Annotated in this window: 22 protein-coding genes and 1 tRNA gene; 9 read left to right on the top strand and 14 right to left on the bottom strand. The window is 60.6% G+C overall.

The genetic code is table 11. The annotated features are described in order from the left end of the window. Positions 1 to 4: 4 nt before the first annotated feature. The 5 genes from B3605_RS00765 (at position 5) to B3605_RS00745 (ending at position 4,574) form a co-directional block, all read left to right on the top strand. A complete protein-coding gene (locus B3605_RS00765) occupies positions 5 to 1,174 on the top strand; it encodes a glycosyltransferase family 4 protein (RefSeq protein WP_112941269.1) in 1,170 nt (389 codons plus the stop codon). A gap of 57 nt (positions 1,175 to 1,231) precedes the next feature. After that, positions 1,232 to 2,785, top strand: coding sequence for an undecaprenyl-phosphate glucose phosphotransferase (locus B3605_RS00760; RefSeq protein ID WP_112941270.1), 1,554 nt, complete (start codon positions 1,232 to 1,234; stop codon positions 2,783 to 2,785). After that, positions 2,782 to 4,026 carry an O-antigen ligase family protein gene (locus tag B3605_RS00755; protein WP_112941271.1) on the top strand — a complete coding sequence of 415 codons (1,245 nt, stop codon included), beginning with the start codon at positions 2,782 to 2,784 and terminating at the stop codon, positions 4,024 to 4,026. Before B3605_RS00760 ends, B3605_RS00755 begins: the two co-directional genes overlap by 4 nt. 38 nt (positions 4,027 to 4,064) lie before the next feature. Next, positions 4,065 to 4,358, top strand: a complete 294-nt coding sequence (locus tag B3605_RS00750) for a helix-turn-helix domain-containing protein (protein WP_111561170.1) — start codon at positions 4,065 to 4,067, stop codon at positions 4,356 to 4,358. Positions 4,359 to 4,424: 66 nt separating this feature from the next. Further along, positions 4,425 to 4,574 carry a hypothetical protein gene (locus B3605_RS00745; RefSeq protein WP_018898672.1) on the top strand — a complete coding sequence of 50 codons (150 nt, stop codon included), beginning with the start codon at positions 4,425 to 4,427 and terminating at the stop codon, positions 4,572 to 4,574. Positions 4,575 to 4,607: 33 nt separating this feature from the next. On the opposite strand, the gene B3605_RS00740 is transcribed toward B3605_RS00745, so the two are convergent. Together B3605_RS00740 and B3605_RS00735 are read right to left on the bottom strand one after the other, a co-directional pair. Further along, complete coding sequence (locus B3605_RS00740) at positions 4,608 to 4,820, bottom strand: hypothetical protein (protein ID WP_162725230.1); 213 nt, start codon at positions 4,818 to 4,820, stop codon at positions 4,608 to 4,610. A gap of 253 nt (positions 4,821 to 5,073) precedes the next feature. After that, positions 5,074 to 5,150, bottom strand: a tRNA-Pro gene (locus B3605_RS00735). Between the two features lie 232 nt (positions 5,151 to 5,382). Here B3605_RS00735 and B3605_RS00730 point away from each other — a divergent pair. Further along, entirely contained in the window at positions 5,383 to 5,532 is a 150-nt protein-coding gene (locus B3605_RS00730) for a hypothetical protein (RefSeq protein ID WP_018898674.1), read from the top strand. 3 nt (positions 5,533 to 5,535) lie between these two features. On the opposite strand, the gene B3605_RS00725 is transcribed toward B3605_RS00730, so the two are convergent. The 7 genes from B3605_RS00725 to B3605_RS00695 form a co-directional block, all read right to left on the bottom strand. Next, positions 5,536 to 6,174, bottom strand: a complete 639-nt coding sequence (locus tag B3605_RS00725) for an HAD family hydrolase (RefSeq protein WP_112941272.1) — start codon at positions 6,172 to 6,174, stop codon at positions 5,536 to 5,538. 74 nt (positions 6,175 to 6,248) lie between these two features. Further along, positions 6,249 to 6,782 (bottom strand): MerR family transcriptional regulator, encoded by a 534-nt coding sequence (locus tag B3605_RS00720; RefSeq protein WP_047513173.1) that lies wholly within the window; start codon positions 6,780 to 6,782, stop codon positions 6,249 to 6,251. A 230-nt stretch (positions 6,783 to 7,012) separates the two neighbouring features. Beyond that, complete coding sequence (locus tag B3605_RS00715) at positions 7,013 to 7,351, bottom strand: integration host factor subunit alpha (RefSeq protein ID WP_018898677.1); 339 nt, start codon at positions 7,349 to 7,351, stop codon at positions 7,013 to 7,015. A 109-nt stretch (positions 7,352 to 7,460) separates the two neighbouring features. Next, positions 7,461 to 8,432 carry a beta-ketoacyl-ACP synthase III gene (locus B3605_RS00710; protein WP_047513177.1) on the bottom strand — a complete coding sequence of 324 codons (972 nt, stop codon included), beginning with the start codon at positions 8,430 to 8,432 and terminating at the stop codon, positions 7,461 to 7,463. Positions 8,433 to 8,451: 19 nt separating this feature from the next. Beyond that, a complete protein-coding gene (gene plsX / locus B3605_RS00705) occupies positions 8,452 to 9,498 on the bottom strand; it encodes a phosphate acyltransferase PlsX (RefSeq protein ID WP_112941273.1) in 1,047 nt (348 codons plus the stop codon). A 103-nt stretch (positions 9,499 to 9,601) separates the two neighbouring features. Then, positions 9,602 to 10,156, bottom strand: coding sequence for a YceD family protein (locus tag B3605_RS00700; protein ID WP_111561167.1), 555 nt, complete (start codon positions 10,154 to 10,156; stop codon positions 9,602 to 9,604). A gap of 10 nt (positions 10,157 to 10,166) precedes the next feature. Then, positions 10,167 to 10,757 carry a ubiquinol-cytochrome C chaperone family protein gene (locus B3605_RS00695; RefSeq protein WP_183794674.1) on the bottom strand — a complete coding sequence of 197 codons (591 nt, stop codon included), beginning with the start codon at positions 10,755 to 10,757 and terminating at the stop codon, positions 10,167 to 10,169. A gap of 187 nt (positions 10,758 to 10,944) precedes the next feature. Here B3605_RS00695 and B3605_RS00690 point away from each other — a divergent pair, with 187 nt between their 5' ends. Next, positions 10,945 to 11,475 (top strand): outer membrane protein assembly factor BamE, encoded by a 531-nt coding sequence (locus tag B3605_RS00690; RefSeq protein WP_018898682.1) that lies wholly within the window; start codon positions 10,945 to 10,947, stop codon positions 11,473 to 11,475. 77 nt (positions 11,476 to 11,552) lie between these two features. Here the strand turns inward: B3605_RS00690 and B3605_RS00685 are convergent, their stop codons facing one another. The 3 genes from B3605_RS00685 to ribH form a co-directional block, all read right to left on the bottom strand. Further along, complete coding sequence (locus B3605_RS00685; RefSeq protein ID WP_112941275.1) at positions 11,553 to 13,691, bottom strand: sodium-translocating pyrophosphatase; 2,139 nt, start codon at positions 13,689 to 13,691, stop codon at positions 11,553 to 11,555. Between the two features lie 215 nt (positions 13,692 to 13,906). After that, positions 13,907 to 14,389, bottom strand: a complete 483-nt coding sequence (gene nusB, locus B3605_RS00680) for a transcription antitermination factor NusB (RefSeq protein WP_018898684.1) — start codon at positions 14,387 to 14,389, stop codon at positions 13,907 to 13,909. 3 nt (positions 14,390 to 14,392) lie between these two features. Next, a complete protein-coding gene (ribH, locus tag B3605_RS00675) occupies positions 14,393 to 14,848 on the bottom strand; it encodes a 6,7-dimethyl-8-ribityllumazine synthase (protein ID WP_112941276.1) in 456 nt (151 codons plus the stop codon). A 230-nt stretch (positions 14,849 to 15,078) separates the two neighbouring features. Between ribH and B3605_RS00670 the strand changes: the two genes are divergently transcribed. Both B3605_RS00670 and B3605_RS00665 read left to right on the top strand, forming a co-directional pair. Continuing rightward, positions 15,079 to 15,582 (top strand): cupin domain-containing protein, encoded by a 504-nt coding sequence (locus tag B3605_RS00670; RefSeq protein ID WP_112941277.1) that lies wholly within the window; start codon positions 15,079 to 15,081, stop codon positions 15,580 to 15,582. 17 nt (positions 15,583 to 15,599) lie between these two features. Continuing rightward, on the top strand, positions 15,600 to 16,136 hold the full coding sequence (locus B3605_RS00665) for a GNAT family N-acetyltransferase (protein WP_296431605.1): 537 nt from the start codon (positions 15,600 to 15,602) through the stop codon (positions 16,134 to 16,136). On the opposite strand, the gene B3605_RS00660 is transcribed toward B3605_RS00665, so the two are convergent. Then, the gene (locus B3605_RS00660) at positions 16,099 to 16,719 is read right to left on the bottom strand and encodes a riboflavin synthase (RefSeq protein WP_112941279.1); all 621 of its coding nucleotides are present in this window, start codon (positions 16,717 to 16,719) and stop codon (positions 16,099 to 16,101) included. The two genes, B3605_RS00665 and B3605_RS00660, sit on opposite strands and share 38 nt — an antisense overlap. After that, the coding region (locus B3605_RS00655) for a RibD family protein (RefSeq protein WP_296431602.1) at positions 16,719 to 17,175 on the bottom strand (457 nt) is incomplete at its 5' end. The genes B3605_RS00655 and B3605_RS00660, both read right to left, overlap by 1 nt.

Here is a 17,175-nt window from a genome sequence, read left to right as displayed (position 1 = left end):
ATAGATGAGCGAACAGCGGCCCCTTCGCATCATTCACTGCTTCAGGTCCCCGGTCGGCGGCATCTTCCGCCACGTGCGCGATCTGGTGATCGAGCACAGCAAGGCCGGCCATGAAGTGGGCATTCTTTGCGACAGCTCGACCGGTGGGGAGCACGAGGACGCGCTGTTCGACGACATCAGGCCCTATCTGGCACTGGGGCTGACGCGCGTGCCGATCCGGCGCTCGATCAGCCCTTCGGATATCGGCGTGCTTTGGGACGCCTACAAGAAGATCAAAAGTTTGCGGCCGGATGTGCTGCACGGACACGGCGCCAAAGGCGGCGTGCTCGCGCGACTAGCCGGCTCAGCCCTGCGGGTGAACAGGTATTGCGTAGCCCGCCTCTACACTGCCCATGGCGGAAGCCTGCATTATTCCCGCTCGTCGCTTCTGGGGCAATTCGTGCTCCGCATGGAGCGACTGCAGGAATATCTCACGGACGCCCTGGTGTTCATCTGCGAGTATGAGCGCGACACCTACACCAAGCGGGTCGGCCGCCCGCGGACGCAGACGCGGCTGATCTATAACGGCATCAGCGAGCGAGACTTCGAGCTCGTCCCGACCCGGTCCGATGCCGTCCACTTCATCTATGTTGGCATGCTGCGGGACCTTAAGGGTCCCGACCTCTTTGTGGACGCGTTTGCAAAGACGGAGCGCCTGATCGGCCGGCCGCTGTCGGCTCTTATGATCGGCGACGGGCCAGATCGAGATCGCTACCGCGAGATGATGGTCGAGCGCGGTCTCGGCAAGCGTATCGGCATGCTGCCTGCGATGCGCGTGCAGCAGGCATTCGCGATGTCGCAGAACCTCGTCGTCCCCTCGCGCGCGGAAGCCATGCCCTATATCGTGCTCGAAGGACTCGGCGCCGGCAAGACAATCATCGCGACACGTGTCGGCGGCATTCCGGAAGCGCTCGGCAAGGACAGCGAGGCGCTGGTCGCCCCTGACAATGCCGACGATCTCGCACGGGTGATGGCCAATGCCATCCGCGTTCCCGAATGGCACGACAAGACAATGCCTCCGATCGACCAGGTGCGGTCGGTCTTTTCCGCCACGGTCATGGCCAAGGATGTGTTGAAACTCTATCGCGAACTGCTTGAGCGCCGGGGCGCAAAGACAAGTAAAGCCACTTCGTAAAACGTTTCTTAGGGGCTTTCTGCTATTGCCGAATGGTGAAACAGCGGCGGTAGCCTCATGAACAAGGCAGAGAACAACGATCAATTTGATCTGGAAACCCTGCGCAAGCAAGTTTCCGACGTCAATCGACGCAGCGGCGGCACTGAGAAAACCACCTCGGAGCCGCTCAACGACTACGCGCGTCAGATCGCCGAGCAGTTCAGCGATGGCACACGCACGCCAGCGATCATGATCGGCCAGTTCAGACTAATCGAATTCCTGTCGCAGTTCGGCATCGGCCTCCTCTCCTTCCTGCTGTGGATGGATACGGAGGAAACGTTCTCCATGCGCGCGGTCGCATCCATATGCGTCGGCGCCGCGCTGGTGCTCGCCCTGCAGACGGCCGATTGCTACACGATCCCGGCGCTGCGCGCCCGCACGCGCCCGCTGCCGAAGGTGCTTCTGGCGTGGACGCTCGTCTTTGGCGCCATGGTCGCCATTGTCGCGATCGTCAGTCCTGTCGATGCGGCGCAGCTGCGGTCCTATCTCTCGTGGTTCATCCTTGGCGGCGTCTTCCTGATCGCATCGCGCTTCCTGCTTGCCTACGGCATCCGCAACTGGGCGCGAAACGGCATCATGGAGCGCCGCGCGGTTCTCGTCGGCGGCGGCCAGCCGGCCAAGGACTTCATCCGCCTGCTCGAACAGCAGCCCGACAACGACATCCGCATCTGCGGCATCTTCGATGACCGCGGCGACAAGCGCTCACCGGCGATGGTCGCGGGCTATCCAAAGCTCGGGACGATCGGCGAACTCGTCGAGTTCGCGCGCCTGACACGCATCGACATGCTGATCATCGCGCTGCCGCTCAGCGCCGAAGCACGTATCCTGCAACTGTTGAAGAAGCTGTGGGTGCTGCCTGTCGATATCCGTCTCGCCGCGCACTCCAACCGCCTGCGCTTCCGTCCGCGCGCCTATTCGCATGTCGGCTCGGTGCCGATGCTCGATATCTTCAACAAGCCCATTCGCGACTGGGATTCGGTGGCCAAGCGCTGCTTCGACATCTTCTTCGCCGTGCTTGCGCTTCTCGTGCTCTGGCCGATCATGCTGGGAACGGCCATAGCCATCAAGGCGACATCGCAGGGACCGGTCTTCTTCATGCAGAAGCGGCATGGCTTCAACAACGAGGTCATCAACGTCTTCAAGTTCCGCTCGATGTATACCAACATGAGCGACCCGACCGGAAAGGCGGCGGTGACCAAGGGCGACCCGCGCGTCACCCCCGTCGGCCGCTTCATCCGCAAGACCTCGATCGACGAACTGCCGCAGCTGTTCAACGTGCTTCTCGGCAATCTGTCGCTCGTCGGCCCCCGCCCGCATGCCGTGCTTGCCCAAGCCCGCGACCGCGCATTCGGCGATGTCGTCGAGGGCTATTTCGCGCGCCACCGCGTCAAGCCCGGCGTCACCGGCTGGGCACAGATCAATGGCTGGCGCGGTGAAGTCGACAATGACGACAAGATCAAGTTCCGCACGGCCTATGATCTCTATTACATCGAGAACTGGTCGCTCTGGTTCGACCTGAAGATCCTGTTCCTCACGCCATTTCGCCTGTTCAACACGGAAAACGCCTATTGAGCGCGATCGAGGCGACATATCCACGCGTCGCCCATCCACAACGGGCAACGCTGCGGCTGATCGGCTCCGCGGCCGTGACCGTCGGCGTGTTCCTGTCGGGTTTCGTCATCAGCGAGCCCGCCCCGTATGAACTCTGGATGGCCTGTTTGGTCGGGCTGTGGTTCATCCTCGGCCTCAGGATTTCGCGCTATACCGTTCCGCTTCTGGCCCTGCTGATCACATTCAACGTCGGCGGCATGCTGTCGCTGACGCAGATGAAGGACCTTGCCGATGGTCCGATGTATGTGGCGGTCTCGACCTTCCTCGCACTGACGGCCGTCTTCTACGCCGCGATCATCGAGGACAGCCATCGGCGGCTGCCGCTCATCTTCAATGCCTGGACGTTTGCGGCCGTCATCACCTCGATGCTCGGCATTCTCGGCTACTTCCACGCCTTTCCGGGCTCCGAGGTCTTCACGCTCTACGACCGCGCCAAGGGCGCCTTTCAGGACCCGAACGTGTTCGGCCCCTTCCTCGTGCCCCCTTCCCTCTATCTCGTGCATGGCATCCTGACGGGAAACCTGCGCGCGGCACCGATAAAGGCGGCAGCACTCCTGATCCTCGCGCTCGGCGTCTTCCTGTCGTTCTCACGCGCGGCGTGGGGCTTGTTTCTGCTCACCATCATCCTGCTGATCTTCGTGATGCTGCTCAAGGAACGCAGCGGCGCCTTCCGCCTGCGCATTCTCGTTCTGTCGCTGGCCGCGATCCTGATGATGGTGGCGTCGCTTGTCATCGCCTTGCAGTTCCCGAAGGTCAGCGACCTGTTCTCAACGCGTGCGCAGCTGGTGCAGCAATATGACGGCGAGCACCTCGGGCGCTTCGATCGCCACCGGATCGGCTTCACGATGATGATGGAGCGACCGCTCGGGATCGGGCCGATGGTGTTCGGCACCATCTTCCCCGAAGACGAGCACAACATCTGGCTGAAATCGCTGACGACCTACGGCTGGCTTGGCTTCGTCAGCTATGTCGGCATGCTCTTCTGGACCTTCTACCTCGGCTTCAAGAACCTGCTGAAGAACCGCCCCTGGCAGCCTTATCTGATGATCGCCTGGATCGGCGTTCTCGGCCATGCCGCGATCGGCAACGTCATCGACATCGATCACTGGCGCCATGTCTACCTGCTATTCGGCGTCGTCTGGGGCTGCGCCGCGCTCGAGGCCCGGCATATGCGCGATCCGAACGCTCGCGACCGCTACTGAGCCCTTGCGAACCGCCTCCGGCGCGCTAATCTTTCCTTATGATCACAGCCATGCAGATACGCGCCGCCCGCGCCATGATGGGCATCTCCATAGAGCAACTGGCAACCGCATCCGGCCTGCCCGTCGCAACCCTCGAAACTCTTGAGCGCGACGAGACGCAAGGCGAGCCGCAGGCGCTGCTGGCGGTCAAGCAGGCGCTCGAAACGGGTGGGGTCTTGTTTATCGCCAGCGGCAATCATGACGAGGGTGGCCCGGGCGTCCGGCTGAAAGCACGCAGCGGCAGCGACGAAGGTATCCGTCCGGAAAACCTGAACTCGGCAAACGACGACTGAACGCTGGAACCAAAATCGAGGTTTCGCGTTATTCCCGCGCATTATCAAAATGTTGGGGGATGTTTCTTGAGAAACTCGAACGGTCTTTATGTTGTTATCGGCGCTCTGATTGTCGTCGTCGCCGGGCTTGGCGCCTATATCTATCACGAACAGACGAAGCCCAAGGGCGTCGAGATGAGCATCGGCCAGAACGGCGTGTCCATCGAGCAGAAATGACACTCGCAAGCGACTGGCGCGACGCGATCGCGCTCAGTTCTTGATATTGACGGCGCGCTGGGAATACAGCGCGTCCTCAATGATGACGCCGGCCGCAACCCGCATGAAATGATCCTCTGCAAGCTCCATCAGCAACAGCGCGACATCATGCTCCGGCCAACCGGCCTGGATAGCATTATCGATCAATTTCGAAATTGCCTCTGACATCCACTCACGAATAGATTGACTTCCAGCGATATCAATCATGAACAACCTCATGCATCTCCTGTATATCCATGCCACAAATCGGCGCGATATTCGAGACGACCATAGGTTTACCAGCTGATTTATTCTCGCGTCGGCTTAATCCAATTTAATACTGGATATCCACGTCAAATGTTGTTGACAGATATCGAATCAACAATTCGCGTTGCGCCGCGACGCGGCTGCCAAATCCAGTTATTCATCAGAGTTTTGATTGTGATCTCGGCTCCTGGGGGCTGCCGAAAATCTGATTAAATGGTCGGGGCGACAGGACTTGAACCTGCGACCCCTTGACCCCCAGTCAAGTGCGCTACCGGGCTGCGCTACGCCCCGACCTGCCTTTACGGCCTGATCCTGTTAGTCTTTTGGGATTTTCGGCGCAAGCGAAAAATCGACATCACTCAGAAATTCACCAGTTCTTTTCGGCAGACCGCGTGCGACGAAGCTCTCCGCCGCCGTAAAGAGCTTGCCCTGCCGCGATCATCTGACTATTGGGACGTCAGATTGCTCAGGGAGACATAGCATGGAAATCGAGATCCCCTGCCCGAAGTGCAGGAACACCAGAATGAAGTTCGAACGCCCGCAGCCGCTGGATAGCGACATGCTGACGTGCTTCACCTGCGGCCACGAGCTCGGAACGCTCGGTTCCGTCAAGGCGAAGATGATGGCTGCGTTTGAGCGGATGCAGAAGCAAGGCCTGCCGCGCAAGCAGTGAGCGCTAGCCGCGCGTAAAGCCGATACGCCCGTCTTCGGCGGTCGTGACGCTGCTGCCGAGATAATCGGCGATCGACATGTGCGGGGTCTCAAAGGGCGTGGCGTGGGTCTGGGTCACAACGACCACATCCGCGCCCGCCGCCTCACCTGCGAGAATGCCGGCGACTGCGTCCTCGAACACGAGGCACTTGTTCGGATCGACGCCGAGACGCTCGGCGCCAAGGCGATAGCCTTCGGGACTTGGCTTTCCGGATGAAACCTCCTCCCCCGTCACGATCACTTTCGGCATCGGGATGCCGGCTGCCGCCATTCGGAGCTTGAAAAGCTCTGTCGGCGCCGAGGTGACGATGGCCCAGCGCTCGGGTGGCAGGCTGTTCAGGAATTTCACCGCGCCCGGGATCTCGATGATCCCGTTCACATCTTCCAACTCTTCCTGCAGCAGCAGCCTCGCTTCGTGCTCGGGATCGACACCCGGCAGCGCCAGATTGCGGATCACGTCGCTGGCACGAACGCCGTGGATCGTCTTCAGGAAAACCTCGGGCTCAAATCCATGGCGCACCGCCCAGCCGGTCCAGACGCGCTCGACCACGGCGATGGAGTTGAGCAGCGTTCCGTCCATGTCGAAGAGGAAGGCGTCATACATTTTTGTGGGAACCGGCACGCTAAGCTCCTGGCTGGCAATATGAGATGATCCCGGGCGGCTCGACGCCACCAGGCTTAGCGGACCTGGTCGAGAAGGCGCTTGCATTCCAGGAGATCATAGAGCGCCTCCTGCAACAGCGCCCGATCTTCCTTGCCGACGCTCGATTTGCCGAGCGACACTTCGGCCGCCTCGTCGTCACCACCGCCGAAATTGAAGAAACGGCGGGACGCCGGCGCCTTGGCGCGTCCGACCAGCTGATCTTCCTCGGACATGCCGACCCTGGGCTCGCCGGCTTCGCTTTCGCTTTGGCCTGTCAGCGCCTGGACGCTCGCGAGGTCGCCATGGCCGATGGCGATGACGAACTTGTTGCCGTTGGTCTTCAGGAGCTTCTGTACACCCTTGATGGTGTAGCCGTGATCATAGAGCAGGTGCCGGATGCCCTTGAGCAGGTCCACATCTTCCGGCCGGTAGTAGCGTCTGCCGCCGCCGCGCTTCATCGGCTTGATCTGCGGGAAGCGGGTCTCCCAGAAGCGCAGCACGTGCTGCGGAAGATCGAGGTCATCCGCTACTTCGCTGATGGTGCGAAAAGCATCCGGGCTCTTATCCAAGGTTCTCACTCCCTACGCGATTTTCAGCACGCGATCTTCGGCGCGTCGCGCTTACCGTTTATCGGCAAGGCGAAGGGGCTCGCACCTGATATGTCCGAGCCGCGACTCATCATATTTCAACGGTTTGCTTGCGTTAATTCAAGTCACGTCTCGAATTCGCACAGAAAACGTTGCGGAAAATTCACGGGAAGCGTCGATTAGCCTCGTCGGGCGACGAGATCGGAAAGCGATCAGGCGGCCGGATTGGCCGGCTTGGTCTTGACCTTGCGCAGTGTGTGCGCCTTCAGGATGCGGGTCTTCAAGACGTTCGATGCCTTGAAGGTCATCACGCGGCGCGGAGAGATCGGCACTTCTTCGCCGGTCTTCGGATTGCGGCCGATGCGCTCGTTCTTGTCGCGGACCTGGAAGGTCGCGAAGGAGGAAAGCTTGACCGTCTCACCGCGAACGATGGCGTTGCAGATCTCGTCGATCACAGTCTCCACGAGTTCCGCCGATTCCGTGCGGGACAGACCGACTTTGCGAAAAACGGATTCCGCCAAGTCTGCGCGCGTGACTGTTTTGCCGGTCATCTTTTTCCCTGCCCATCGGTTTTGTTTTGTGAGGACGAGCAAAGAGTATTTGTCTTGCGCCTTACGGTCAAGCCCTTGTTCGTTGTCAGCTTTTTGGGTTTTTGGGCTGTTACCAGCGCAGCAGGACTGCACCCCAGGTGAAGCCGCCGCCCATCGCCTCGAGCATGACGAGATCGCCCTTCTTGATACGTCCGTCGCCGGCTGCAACCGCTAGCGCGAGCGGGATTGAAGCCGCCGACGTGTTGCCGTGCAAGTCCACCGTGACGACGACCTTTTCAGGCGCGATGTTAAGCTTCTTGGCCGAACCATCGATGATGCGACGATTTGCCTGATGCGGCACCAGCCAGTCGAGATCGTCCGACGTGGTGCCGGTGCTGTCGAAGGCTGCCTGGATGACGTCGGTGATCATGCCAACGGCATATTTGAAGACCTCGCGGCCTTCCATGCGCAGCTTGCCGACGGTGCCCGTGGTCGACGGTCCACCATCGACGAAGAGCTTTTCCTTGTGCGAGCCGTCGGAACGCAGATGCGCGGTCAAGACGCCACGGTCATCTGTGGTCCCCTCGCCTTCGGCCGCTTCCAGCACGATCGCGCCGGCGCCATCGCCGAAGAGCACGCAGGTCGTGCGATCATTCCAGTCGAGGATGCGCGAGAAGGTTTCGGCGCCGATGACGAGCACGCGCTTGGCAAGGCCGCCACGAATATAGGCGTCGGCGGTGGTGACCGCGTAGACGAAACCGGTACAGACCGCCTGCACGTCGAAGGCAAAGCCGTGGCTCATGCCGAGACGGTTCTGGATGCTGACGGCGGTTGCCGGGAAGGTGTTGTCCGGCGTCGATGTCGCACAGATGATCATGTCGATGTCATCGGGCGTCATGCCGGCCTTTTCGAGCGCGGCCAGAGCCGCCGCCGCGCCAAGCGAGGACGTCGTCTCATCTTCTCCGGCGAGATAACGCTGGCGAATGCCCGTGCGCTGGACAATCCATTCGTCGGAGGTGTCCACGACATCTTCCATGTCGCGATTGGTCATAACGCGTTTCGGAAGCGCGGATCCGAAACCGCGAACCACTGAACGGATCATATTCTTCAAATCCCGTCGCTCATGCCGCTTCCGGCCCGATAGGGGGCAGCCGCTTGGCATGATACTTTTGCAAATCGTTTTCTATTTTCTGATTGAGGCCATTCTTGGCCATGTCGTAGCCGACCTCGATCGCCGACGCGATCCCTTCGGCATTGGCGCCGCCGTGGCTCTTGATGACCACGCCATTCAAGCCCAGAAACACGCCGCCATTGACCTTGCTCGGGTCCATCTTCTCGCGCAGCATGTCGAAAGCGCTCTTGGCGAAGATATAGCCGATCTTGGCAAGCAGGGTGCGCGACATCGCGGCTTTCAGATATTCGCCGATCTGGCGCGCCGTGCCTTCTGCGGCCTTCAGCGCAATGTTGCCGGCAAAGCCTTCGGTGACCACGACATCGACGGTTCCCTTGCCGATGTCATTGCCCTCGACGAAACCGAAATATTCGAGCGAGTCGATATTGGCCTCGCGCAGCAGGCGTCCGGCTTCCTTGACCTCTTCCTGACCCTTGATCTCCTCGACGCCCACATTGAGCAGGCCGATCGTCGGACGATCGATCTCGAACAGCGCGCGCGCCATGGCGCCGCCCATCAGCGCGAAATCCATCAGCTGCTGGCTATCGGCGCCGATCGTCGCGCCGACATCGAGCACGATGCTTTCGCCGCGCATGGTCGGCCAGATCGCCGCGATCGCCGGGCGCTCGATATTGGCCATCGTGCGCAGACAGAACTTGGCCATCGCCATCAGCGCGCCGGTATTGCCGGCAGAAACCGCGACGTCGGCGTCCTTGGTCTTCACGGCCTCGAGCGAACGCCACATGGAAGAGACATAGCGGCCGCGGCGCAATGCCTGGCTCGGCTTCTCGTCCATGCGCACGGCAAGTTCGCAATCGTGGAGAACGGATTTCTCCTTCAGCTTCGGAAACTGGTCGAGAATAGGCTCGCACTGTTCCTTCAAGCCATACATCACGAACGAAATGTCCGGATGCCGTTCCAGCGCCTTTGCGGCACCGGGGATGACTACCTGGGGACCAAAGTCGCCACCCATGAGGTCGAGAGAAATTCTGATCACGCGTCCCTGATCCTTTTTTTTCGTCCCAGGAGGGCGAAATTTTGGCCAAAATACCGGTTTTACCGTCGCTGACAACTGAATTATGTCAAACCGCGAGCGGCTTTCAGTCCTTTTTCCAGTCTTTCAGAACAGCAAAGGCGGAAGGCTTCTTATCGTTCTCTCCGGTGTCTTCTATGTGACCATCGAAGGCAACGCCCTCTTTGCGGGGGTACGGATCAATCGCCATGGCGGCGAATTCGGTTGCCACTTCGCCGGCGTCGATCGTATCGCCGACAAAGCTTTCCGGCAGGTCAGGACCATCGGGGTCCAGCATCATTTCGCCGGTATCGTTAGCCGGGCGGCGCGCAAGCTTGGAGTTCTCGGGCACGAAGATCTGCTCGAAGGGCTCATCGATTTTCGACGGCACCGGCTCCAGCGTGACGACGCAGCTCTGCACGATGCTCGCCCGCACCCTGCCCTTCACGCGAATGCCATCCTTTTTCCATCGCGCGATCTGCAGATCGGCGCGGAAATCGTCGACGGAGATCACGTCCCAGGTTTCGGCGAGCGCCCGCAACTCGTCCTTGTCGGCTTCGAGATGGACGTCGACCGGGTTGGCCGAGACGTTACCGACCTTGACCAAATAGGAGAAAGGCGTGTCTTCGTTTGAATTCTTCATCATTGTCTCCTCACGCGACGGCGGGCAGCGTTGCCGAGCCGGTCGCGATCGTATCTTCGGACTGTGCCGACAGGTGTCTTTCAGCGGAAAACATCCAATCGGCAAGCGCGCGCATATCGACCGGGTCTGTTTCCTTCGGATGAATGTTGCGGCCAAGCGCCACGGCGAGAGCCTCGGCATCGCCAGCGTCCATCGCCTTGGAATAGGCTTCGAGCCGGCCGTAGAACATGCCGGCGAGTTTCTTCATGCGCTTGGGAACCGTATTGTCGCCAATCCCGAGTTCGCGGATCGAATAATCGATATCCTGGAAGAATGCATCCACGATTTCCTGCGCGATTTCCTGGCCGCTGGTCGCGGATGCACGCGTGCGACGAAAAAACAGGATCATGACAGCCGACAGCATTTCGAAGCGACCCATGACCGTATCCGGCACGCCGAGTCTCTCGTAAAGCGCTGGCATGCGGGCGGCCGATGTCAGCGCCTCATATTGCCGGTCGACGATCGCCTGGTTGTTGTTTTTCTTGCCGAAGAGCCCGAATATCATTGTTTTTTCCGGAAAGGCCTCGTTCTTGGCGCCAACCTGCGTCCGGCCTTGTTGCATGATTTCGAAAGCTGGTTTACCGAAGCATGCGCGAATTGCAATGGCGAAGGTGGCCACTTTCGGGACAGCGCTTCGACGATGGCCACTCGGCAGATGGCTCACGTCCGACCCCGGAAAGGCCACAATGGTTTTGCATCAGCGTAACATTGCATGGCCGATGGCTGGTATCGATACGTTAAGGGAGTAGATGTCGTTGAAGAAACGGTATTTCAAGTCTGACAAGAAATTCCTCAGCAATGCCGCCATTGCCATCATGATCGCCTCCGCCGGATTGACCGGCTGCCAAACGGGTACGGTTCTCAACGGCGGTTACGTCGCCGACGAGCAGTCGCTCAACCTGGTTCCCGAGGGTTCGAGCCGCGAGCAGGTTCTGCTGTCGCTGGGCACGCCTTCGACGACCGCCACCTTCGATGGCGAAGTCTTCTATTACATCTCGCAGCGTCGCGAGCGCTCCATGGCGTTCCAGAAGCTGAAGGTCGTGGACCAGAGCGTTCTCGCCATCTACTTCGACAAGGACGGCGTCGTGACCCGCCGCGCCAACTACACGCTCAAGGACGGCAAGCCGTTCGACACCATCACGCGCGTTACGCCGACCGGTGGTAAGGATCTCACCTTCCTGCAGCAGCTGCTTTCCGGCGGCAGCGCCGCAAACATGGCCAAGGGCCTGTTCGGCGCCGGCGATCGTCCTTCGCCGCAGAACCCGGCCAGCTTGCGCTAAGCGTCAAGTCATTCGCCCACACAAAACCCGCCGGATCGCTCCGGCGGGTTTTTCATTGGTTCTAGATCGAAGGCCGGTCAGCCCGCCAGGATGGCAAGCAGCAGGAGCGCCACGATATTGGTGATCTTGATCGCCGGATTGACGGCTGGACCCGCGGTGTCCTTATAAGGGTCGCCGACTGTGTCGCCGGTTACGGATGCCTTGTGGGCTTCCGAACCCTTCATATGGCGCGTGCCGTCCTTGTCGACGAAGCCGTCTTCGAAGGACTTCTTGGCGTTGTCCCATGCGCCACCGCCCGAGGTCATCGAGATCGCCACGAACAGGCCGTTGATGATGACGCCCAGCAGCGATGCGCCAAGGGCCGCGAAAGCCGATGCCTTGGAGCCCGAGATCAACAGCACGCCGAAATAGACGACGACGGGCGCCAAAACGGGCAGAAGCGACGGAATGATCATTTCGCGAATGGCGGCCTTGGTCAGAAGATCGACCGCCTTGCCGTAATCCGGCTTTTCGGTGCCCTGCATGATGCCGGGCTTTTCGCGGAACTGCTTGCGCACTTCCTCGACGATCGATCCGGCCGCACGTCCCACCGCCGTCATGGCGATGCCGCCGAAGAGATAAGGGATGAGGCCGCCGAAGAGCAGTCCGGCGACGACATAGGGATTGGAGAGATCAAAGGAGATCGCGCCGATATTGGCGAAGTACGGGTACTGATCACCATGCGCGGCGAAATATTGCAGGTCGTTCGAATAGGCCGCGAAGAGCACGAGGGCGCCGAGACCGGCTGAGCCGATCGCATAGCCCTTGGTGACGGCCTTGGTTGTATTGCCCACCGCATCGAGCGCATCCGTGGACTTGCGCACTTCTGGCGGCAGATGCGCCATTTCGGCGATGCCACCGGCGTTGTCGGTGACAGGACCGAAGGCGTCGAGCGCCACGATCATGCCGGCAAGGCCGAGCATAGCGGTGACGGCGATGCCGGTGCCGAACAGACCGCCCAGCTGGAAGGTCGCCAGGATACCGCCGACGATGACGATCGCCGGAAGTGCAGTCGATTCCAGTGATACGGCGAGCCCCTGGATGACGTTGGTGCCGTGGCCGGTGACCGATGCCTGGGCGATCGAATTGACCGGGCGCTTGTTGGTGCCGGTGTAGTATTCGGTGATGACAACGATCAGCGCGGTGACGATGAGGCCGACGATACCGCAGATGAAGAGGTTCATGCCGGTGATGTCATGACCGGCGACCGTGCCGATCGGACCCCAGCCGACGGTAAGCGACGTTGCAGCACCAAGACCCAGGATCGACAGCAGGCCGGTGACGATGAGCCCCTTGTAGAGGGCGCCCATGATCGAGCCGTTGCTGCCGAGCTTCACGAAGAAGGTGCCGATGATCGAGGTGATGATGCAGGCGCCGCAAATCGCCAGCGGATAGATCATCGCCGACGCAAGAATAGGCGTTCCGCCGAAGAAGATGGCGGCCAGAACCATCGTCGCGACGACGGACACGGCATAGGTTTCGAAAAGGTCGGCCGCCATGCCAGCGCAATCGCCGACGTTGTCGCCAACGTTATCGGCGATGGTCGCGGGGTTGCGTGGGTCATCTTCCGGGATACCGGCCTCGACCTTGCCGACGAGATCACCGCCGACGTCGGCGCCCTTGGTGAAGATACCGCCGCCGAGACGGGCGAAGATCGAAATCAGCGATGCGCCGAAGCCGAGGGCTACCAGGGAATCGATGACTTCACGCGAGGCAGGATCATGGCCGAGCACGCCGGTGAGGATCAGATAGTAGATGGAGACGCCAAGCAGCGCCAGGCCCGCAACCAGCATGCCAGTGATGGCGCCCGACTTGAAGGCGATGCCTAGACCGGCGGCAAGGCTATGCGAGGCGGCCTGCGCGGTGCGCACATTGGCGCGAACCGAAACGTGCATGCCGATGAAGCCCGCGGCGCCCGAAAGCACGGCACCAACCAGAAAGCCGATCGCGGCCGTGGCGGAGAGCAGCAGCCAGGCGGCGATGAAGACGACGACGCCGACAATGGCGATTGCCGTATACTGGCGCGTCAGATAGGCCTGCGCGCCTTCGCGAATATATCCTGCAATTTCCTGCATGCGGGCGTTTCCCTGATCGGCTGATAGCACCGACCGGATTGCCCAGATGGCATAGACCACCGAAAGCAAGCCGCACGCTATTACGCATAAAAGAATCGTCATTTCGCTCTTTCCTCCAAAAGAGCCGGAGCTCACTCCCTCTCCGGCTGCGAACACGCCGTCCTCATTTCCTCCCACAGAAATGCTGCAACGCCGAGTGGAGATTGCGGGGAGGAAAACAGGACGTCAAGCCCGCAAGGGCTGAAAACCCTTACGGAGCAATGGGAAAGAGGAGATTAGCCGAACGGAGGAAGGGGCTGTTTCTTGCGCGCGAAACGCTACTTTTTCTGATCGCCGCGAACCTGCTTGGCGATGCGGTCGAGAACGGCGTTGACGAGCTTGGGCTCATCATCGCTGAAGAACGCCTGAGCGATCTCGACATATTCGGTGACGATGACCGCGACCGGGACATCCTTGCGGTCGAGAAGCTCGAAAACGCCGGCACGAAGGATGGCTCGAACGGTGCTGTCGAGACGCGAAAGCGCCCAATCGTCCTGCAACGCCGAGGCAACCAGCGGATCGAGCCGCTTCTGCTCGCGCACGACGCCGGAGACGATCGAACGGAACCAGGACGGGTCAGCCTTCAGGTAGGTTTCGCCATCCAGTTCCTGGCCGAGACGATGGGCTTCGTATTCGGCGACGATTTCCAGAACGCCGGTGCCGCCGATATCCATCTGATAGAGCGCCTGAACGGCGGCGAGACGCGCGGCGCCACGCTGGTTCGCTGCCTTGACCGGACGCTCTACGTTTTCGTTGCTCATGCCTTATGCACCCAGCTTTTTCTTCAGCTCGATCATGGTGAGAGCTGCGCGAGCGGCAAAGCCACCCTTGTCCTTATCCGAACGGCGTACGCGCGACCAAGCCTGCTCGTCGTTTTCGACCGTCAGGATGCCATTGCCGATGGCAATGGATTCGCTGACGGACAGGTCCATCAGAGCGCGCGAGGATTCGTTCGATACGATATCGAAGTGGTAGGTCTCGCCGCGGATGACCATGCCGAGCGCGACGTAGCCGTCGTAGTTCGTGCCGTCATTATCCGCTCCATCGAGAGCCATTGCAATCGCAGCCGGAATTTCCAGCGCGCCGGGAACGGTGACCACGTCATAGGTCGCGCCAGCTTCGGTCAATGCGAAGGTTGCGCCTTCCAGGAGAGCATCAGCCATGTCGTCGTAGAAACGTGCTTCAACGATCAAGATATGAGGAGTGGTTTCTCGCGCCATGGGTCACCTTCATTTCCTAGAGGATTTGCCGTTCGACAGGCGGCGGTCAAAACACGCCTTTACCAGAATGGCAAGCAAATTCGGCTCATGGCTGCGGTGCAAAATCGCGAATCATCCAAGCGGATGTCGAAGCACTGGCGGGCCCCTGCCCTGAAAACGCCGAACCTTGATCGATAACGGGTTGATTTCCCGCACAAACTCATAATTCCTCGGGGCAAAGGGAGACGAGAATGAACGATCAACAAACACCCGTCGTCAACGTGAACGCACTCAGCCTCGATCGCTGGAAGCAGGGGGAGCTTTACGAGAGCGCCGACATTTCGTTCGGCGCGATGCTCGGGCTGAAAGGGCTCGGCGTCAGCTATAACGAGGTACCCGCAGGTAAATCAGGCTGTCCCTTCCACAGCCATCATGCAGAAGACGAGATGTTCTTCGTGATCGAGGGGACCGGTGAATATCGTTTTGGAACGGAACGCTATTCGATCCGCAAGGGCGACGTGCTCGGCGCGCCGGCGGGAGGGCCGGAGACGGCTCACCAGATCATCAACACGGGCCATACCCCGCTCATCTATCTCGGCATCTCGACGAATGCTGCGACCGATATCGTCGAATATCCGGACTCGGGCAAGTTTCTCGCCAAGACGCGCCGCGAGGGATCGCCCGATCGGTCGTTTCGCGTGATGGGCCGGGCCGGCGACGGTCTCGACTACTGGGATGGCGAGCCTGGGGCCTGACGAGGAAAGCGATCGCGATGACCGACATACCGACGATCGAGACCGAGCGGCTGATCCTGCGGCCGCACACAGTTGAGGATTTAGAGGCTTATCATGCGCTGTGGAGCAATGATGCGGTCGTGCGCTTCATCAGCGGGGTGGCGTCGACGCGGGAGCAGAGTTGGGGGCGCATGCTGCGCGTCGCCGGGATGTGGCATCATATGGGCTTCGGCTTCCTCGCCATCGAAGAAAAAGAGAGCGGGAGGTTCGTGGGCGAAGCGGGCTTTCTAGAGATGAAGCGGGACATGCAGCCCGTCAGCACCGAGGGGACGCTGGAAACGGGCTGGGCGTTGATGCCGGACGCTCAGGGAAAGGGCTACGCGGCGGAAGCGCTTAAGGCTTTGATCAGTTGGGCGGAACATCACTTTCCGGCACGGCAGATGAGCTGCATCATCGACCCCGAGAATGCCGCCTCGCTACGCCTCGCCGAAAAGCTCGGCTTTGGCGATGCGAGGCATACGCACTATAGTGGCGAGGTTATTCTGCTTTCGCGACCGGGAACTCGGCCAACCTAGCGGCATAACGGGCCATGGTGTCGACTTCGAAATTGACGAAGTCGCCAGCCTGGCGCTTGCCCCAGGTCGTGACCTCAAGCGTGTGGCGAATAAGGAGCACGTCGAAATCGGTGCCATCGACGGCGTTGACCGTCAGGGATGTGCCATCGAGCGCGATCGAGCCCTTCGGCGCGACGAACTTGGCCAGATGCTCAGGCGCGCGGATACGGAAACGGGTGGCATCGCCCTCTTCGGTCACGGAGAGGACCTCGGCCTTGCCGTCGACATGGCCGGAGACGATGTGGCCGCCCAGTTCGTCGCCGATCTTCAGCGAGCGCTCGAGATTGACGGGGCTGCCCTCTTTCCAGGTGCCGATGGTCGTCAGGCGCAGTGCTTCTTCCCAGGCTTCCACCTCGAACCAGCGGCCATTGCTGCCCTCTTCGGGCAGGCCGGTGACCGTCAGGCAGATGCCGGAATGCGAGATCGAGGCGCCCATGTCGATGGTCGCGGGATCATAGCTGGTCGCCACGCGAAGCTTGATGCCCTCCTTCAAGGGCGAAACGGATTCGATCGTGCCGACGTCGGTGACAATGCCTGTAAACATCAAACTTCTCTTTCGTATTCGTCCAGGCTGTCGTCGCCAACTCTGCGCGTGCCCACATGCTTGAAATCGGATGGAATATCGGTTTTGCGGATCGGCGTTTCAATACCGCCTTGCCCAATGGTGCCTGGGCCCTGGTAGAGCAGGATGCGATCGACATAGCCTGCCTCGAGGAAAAGCCGCGCCGTCTTGGCACCGCCTTCGACCAGCAGCGAGGAAATGCCGCGGGAAGCGAGTGCCGGGAGAAGCTGTTCCGGGTGGTAGGGGTGGCAGTAGACGACTTCGACGCCAGCGGATTCGAGGGCTTGGCGGCGGGATTCGAGTTGGGCGGTATGCTCGTCGGCGTTGGTGAGTGTATTACCCCCCTCTGCCCTGCCGGGCATCTCCCCCCCAAGGGGGGAGATCGACTCGTGGCGTGCTCCCCCTCCAAACAATGAGAGTGGAGCGAGCGGCCGCGCC

This window comes from Rhizobium sp. UBA1881 (assembly GCF_002338015.1).
Lineage (GTDB): Bacteria > Pseudomonadota > Alphaproteobacteria > Rhizobiales > Rhizobiaceae > Rhizobium.
This window is presented reverse-complemented; position numbering and strand designations above follow the sequence as displayed.

Coding starts and splice junctions, on each gene's coding strand:
- B3605_RS00765 (WP_112941269.1), top strand. CDS start 5: ATGAGCGAACAGCGGCCCCTTCGCATCATTCACTGCTTCAGGTCCCCG.
- B3605_RS00760 (WP_112941270.1), top strand. CDS start 1,232: ATGAACAAGGCAGAGAACAACGATCAATTTGATCTGGAAACCCTGCGC.
- B3605_RS00750 (WP_111561170.1), top strand. CDS start 4,065: ATGATCACAGCCATGCAGATACGCGCCGCCCGCGCCATGATGGGCATC.
- B3605_RS00740 (WP_162725230.1), bottom strand. CDS start 4,820: ATGATTGATATCGCTGGAAGTCAATCTATTCGTGAGTGGATGTCAGAG.
- B3605_RS00730 (WP_018898674.1), top strand. CDS start 5,383: ATGAAGTTCGAACGCCCGCAGCCGCTGGATAGCGACATGCTGACGTGC.
- B3605_RS00725 (WP_112941272.1), bottom strand. CDS start 6,174: ATGTATGACGCCTTCCTCTTCGACATGGACGGAACGCTGCTCAACTCC.
- B3605_RS00715 (WP_018898677.1), bottom strand. CDS start 7,351: ATGACCGGCAAAACAGTCACGCGCGCAGACTTGGCGGAATCCGTTTTT.
- B3605_RS00710 (WP_047513177.1), bottom strand. CDS start 8,432: ATGATCCGTTCAGTGGTTCGCGGTTTCGGATCCGCGCTTCCGAAACGC.
- B3605_RS00700 (WP_111561167.1), bottom strand. CDS start 10,156: ATGAAGAATTCAAACGAAGACACGCCTTTCTCCTATTTGGTCAAGGTC.
- B3605_RS00695 (WP_183794674.1), bottom strand. CDS start 10,757: ATGCAACAAGGCCGGACGCAGGTTGGCGCCAAGAACGAGGCCTTTCCG.
- B3605_RS00690 (WP_018898682.1), top strand. CDS start 10,945: ATGTCGTTGAAGAAACGGTATTTCAAGTCTGACAAGAAATTCCTCAGC.
- B3605_RS00685 (WP_112941275.1), bottom strand. CDS start 13,691: ATGACGATTCTTTTATGCGTAATAGCGTGCGGCTTGCTTTCGGTGGTC.
- nusB (WP_018898684.1), bottom strand. CDS start 14,389: ATGAGCAACGAAAACGTAGAGCGTCCGGTCAAGGCAGCGAACCAGCGT.
- ribH (WP_112941276.1), bottom strand. CDS start 14,848: ATGGCGCGAGAAACCACTCCTCATATCTTGATCGTTGAAGCACGTTTC.
- B3605_RS00670 (WP_112941277.1), top strand. CDS start 15,079: ATGAACGATCAACAAACACCCGTCGTCAACGTGAACGCACTCAGCCTC.
- B3605_RS00665 (WP_296431605.1), top strand. CDS start 15,600: ATGACCGACATACCGACGATCGAGACCGAGCGGCTGATCCTGCGGCCG.
- B3605_RS00660 (WP_112941279.1), bottom strand. CDS start 16,719: ATGTTTACAGGCATTGTCACCGACGTCGGCACGATCGAATCCGTTTCG.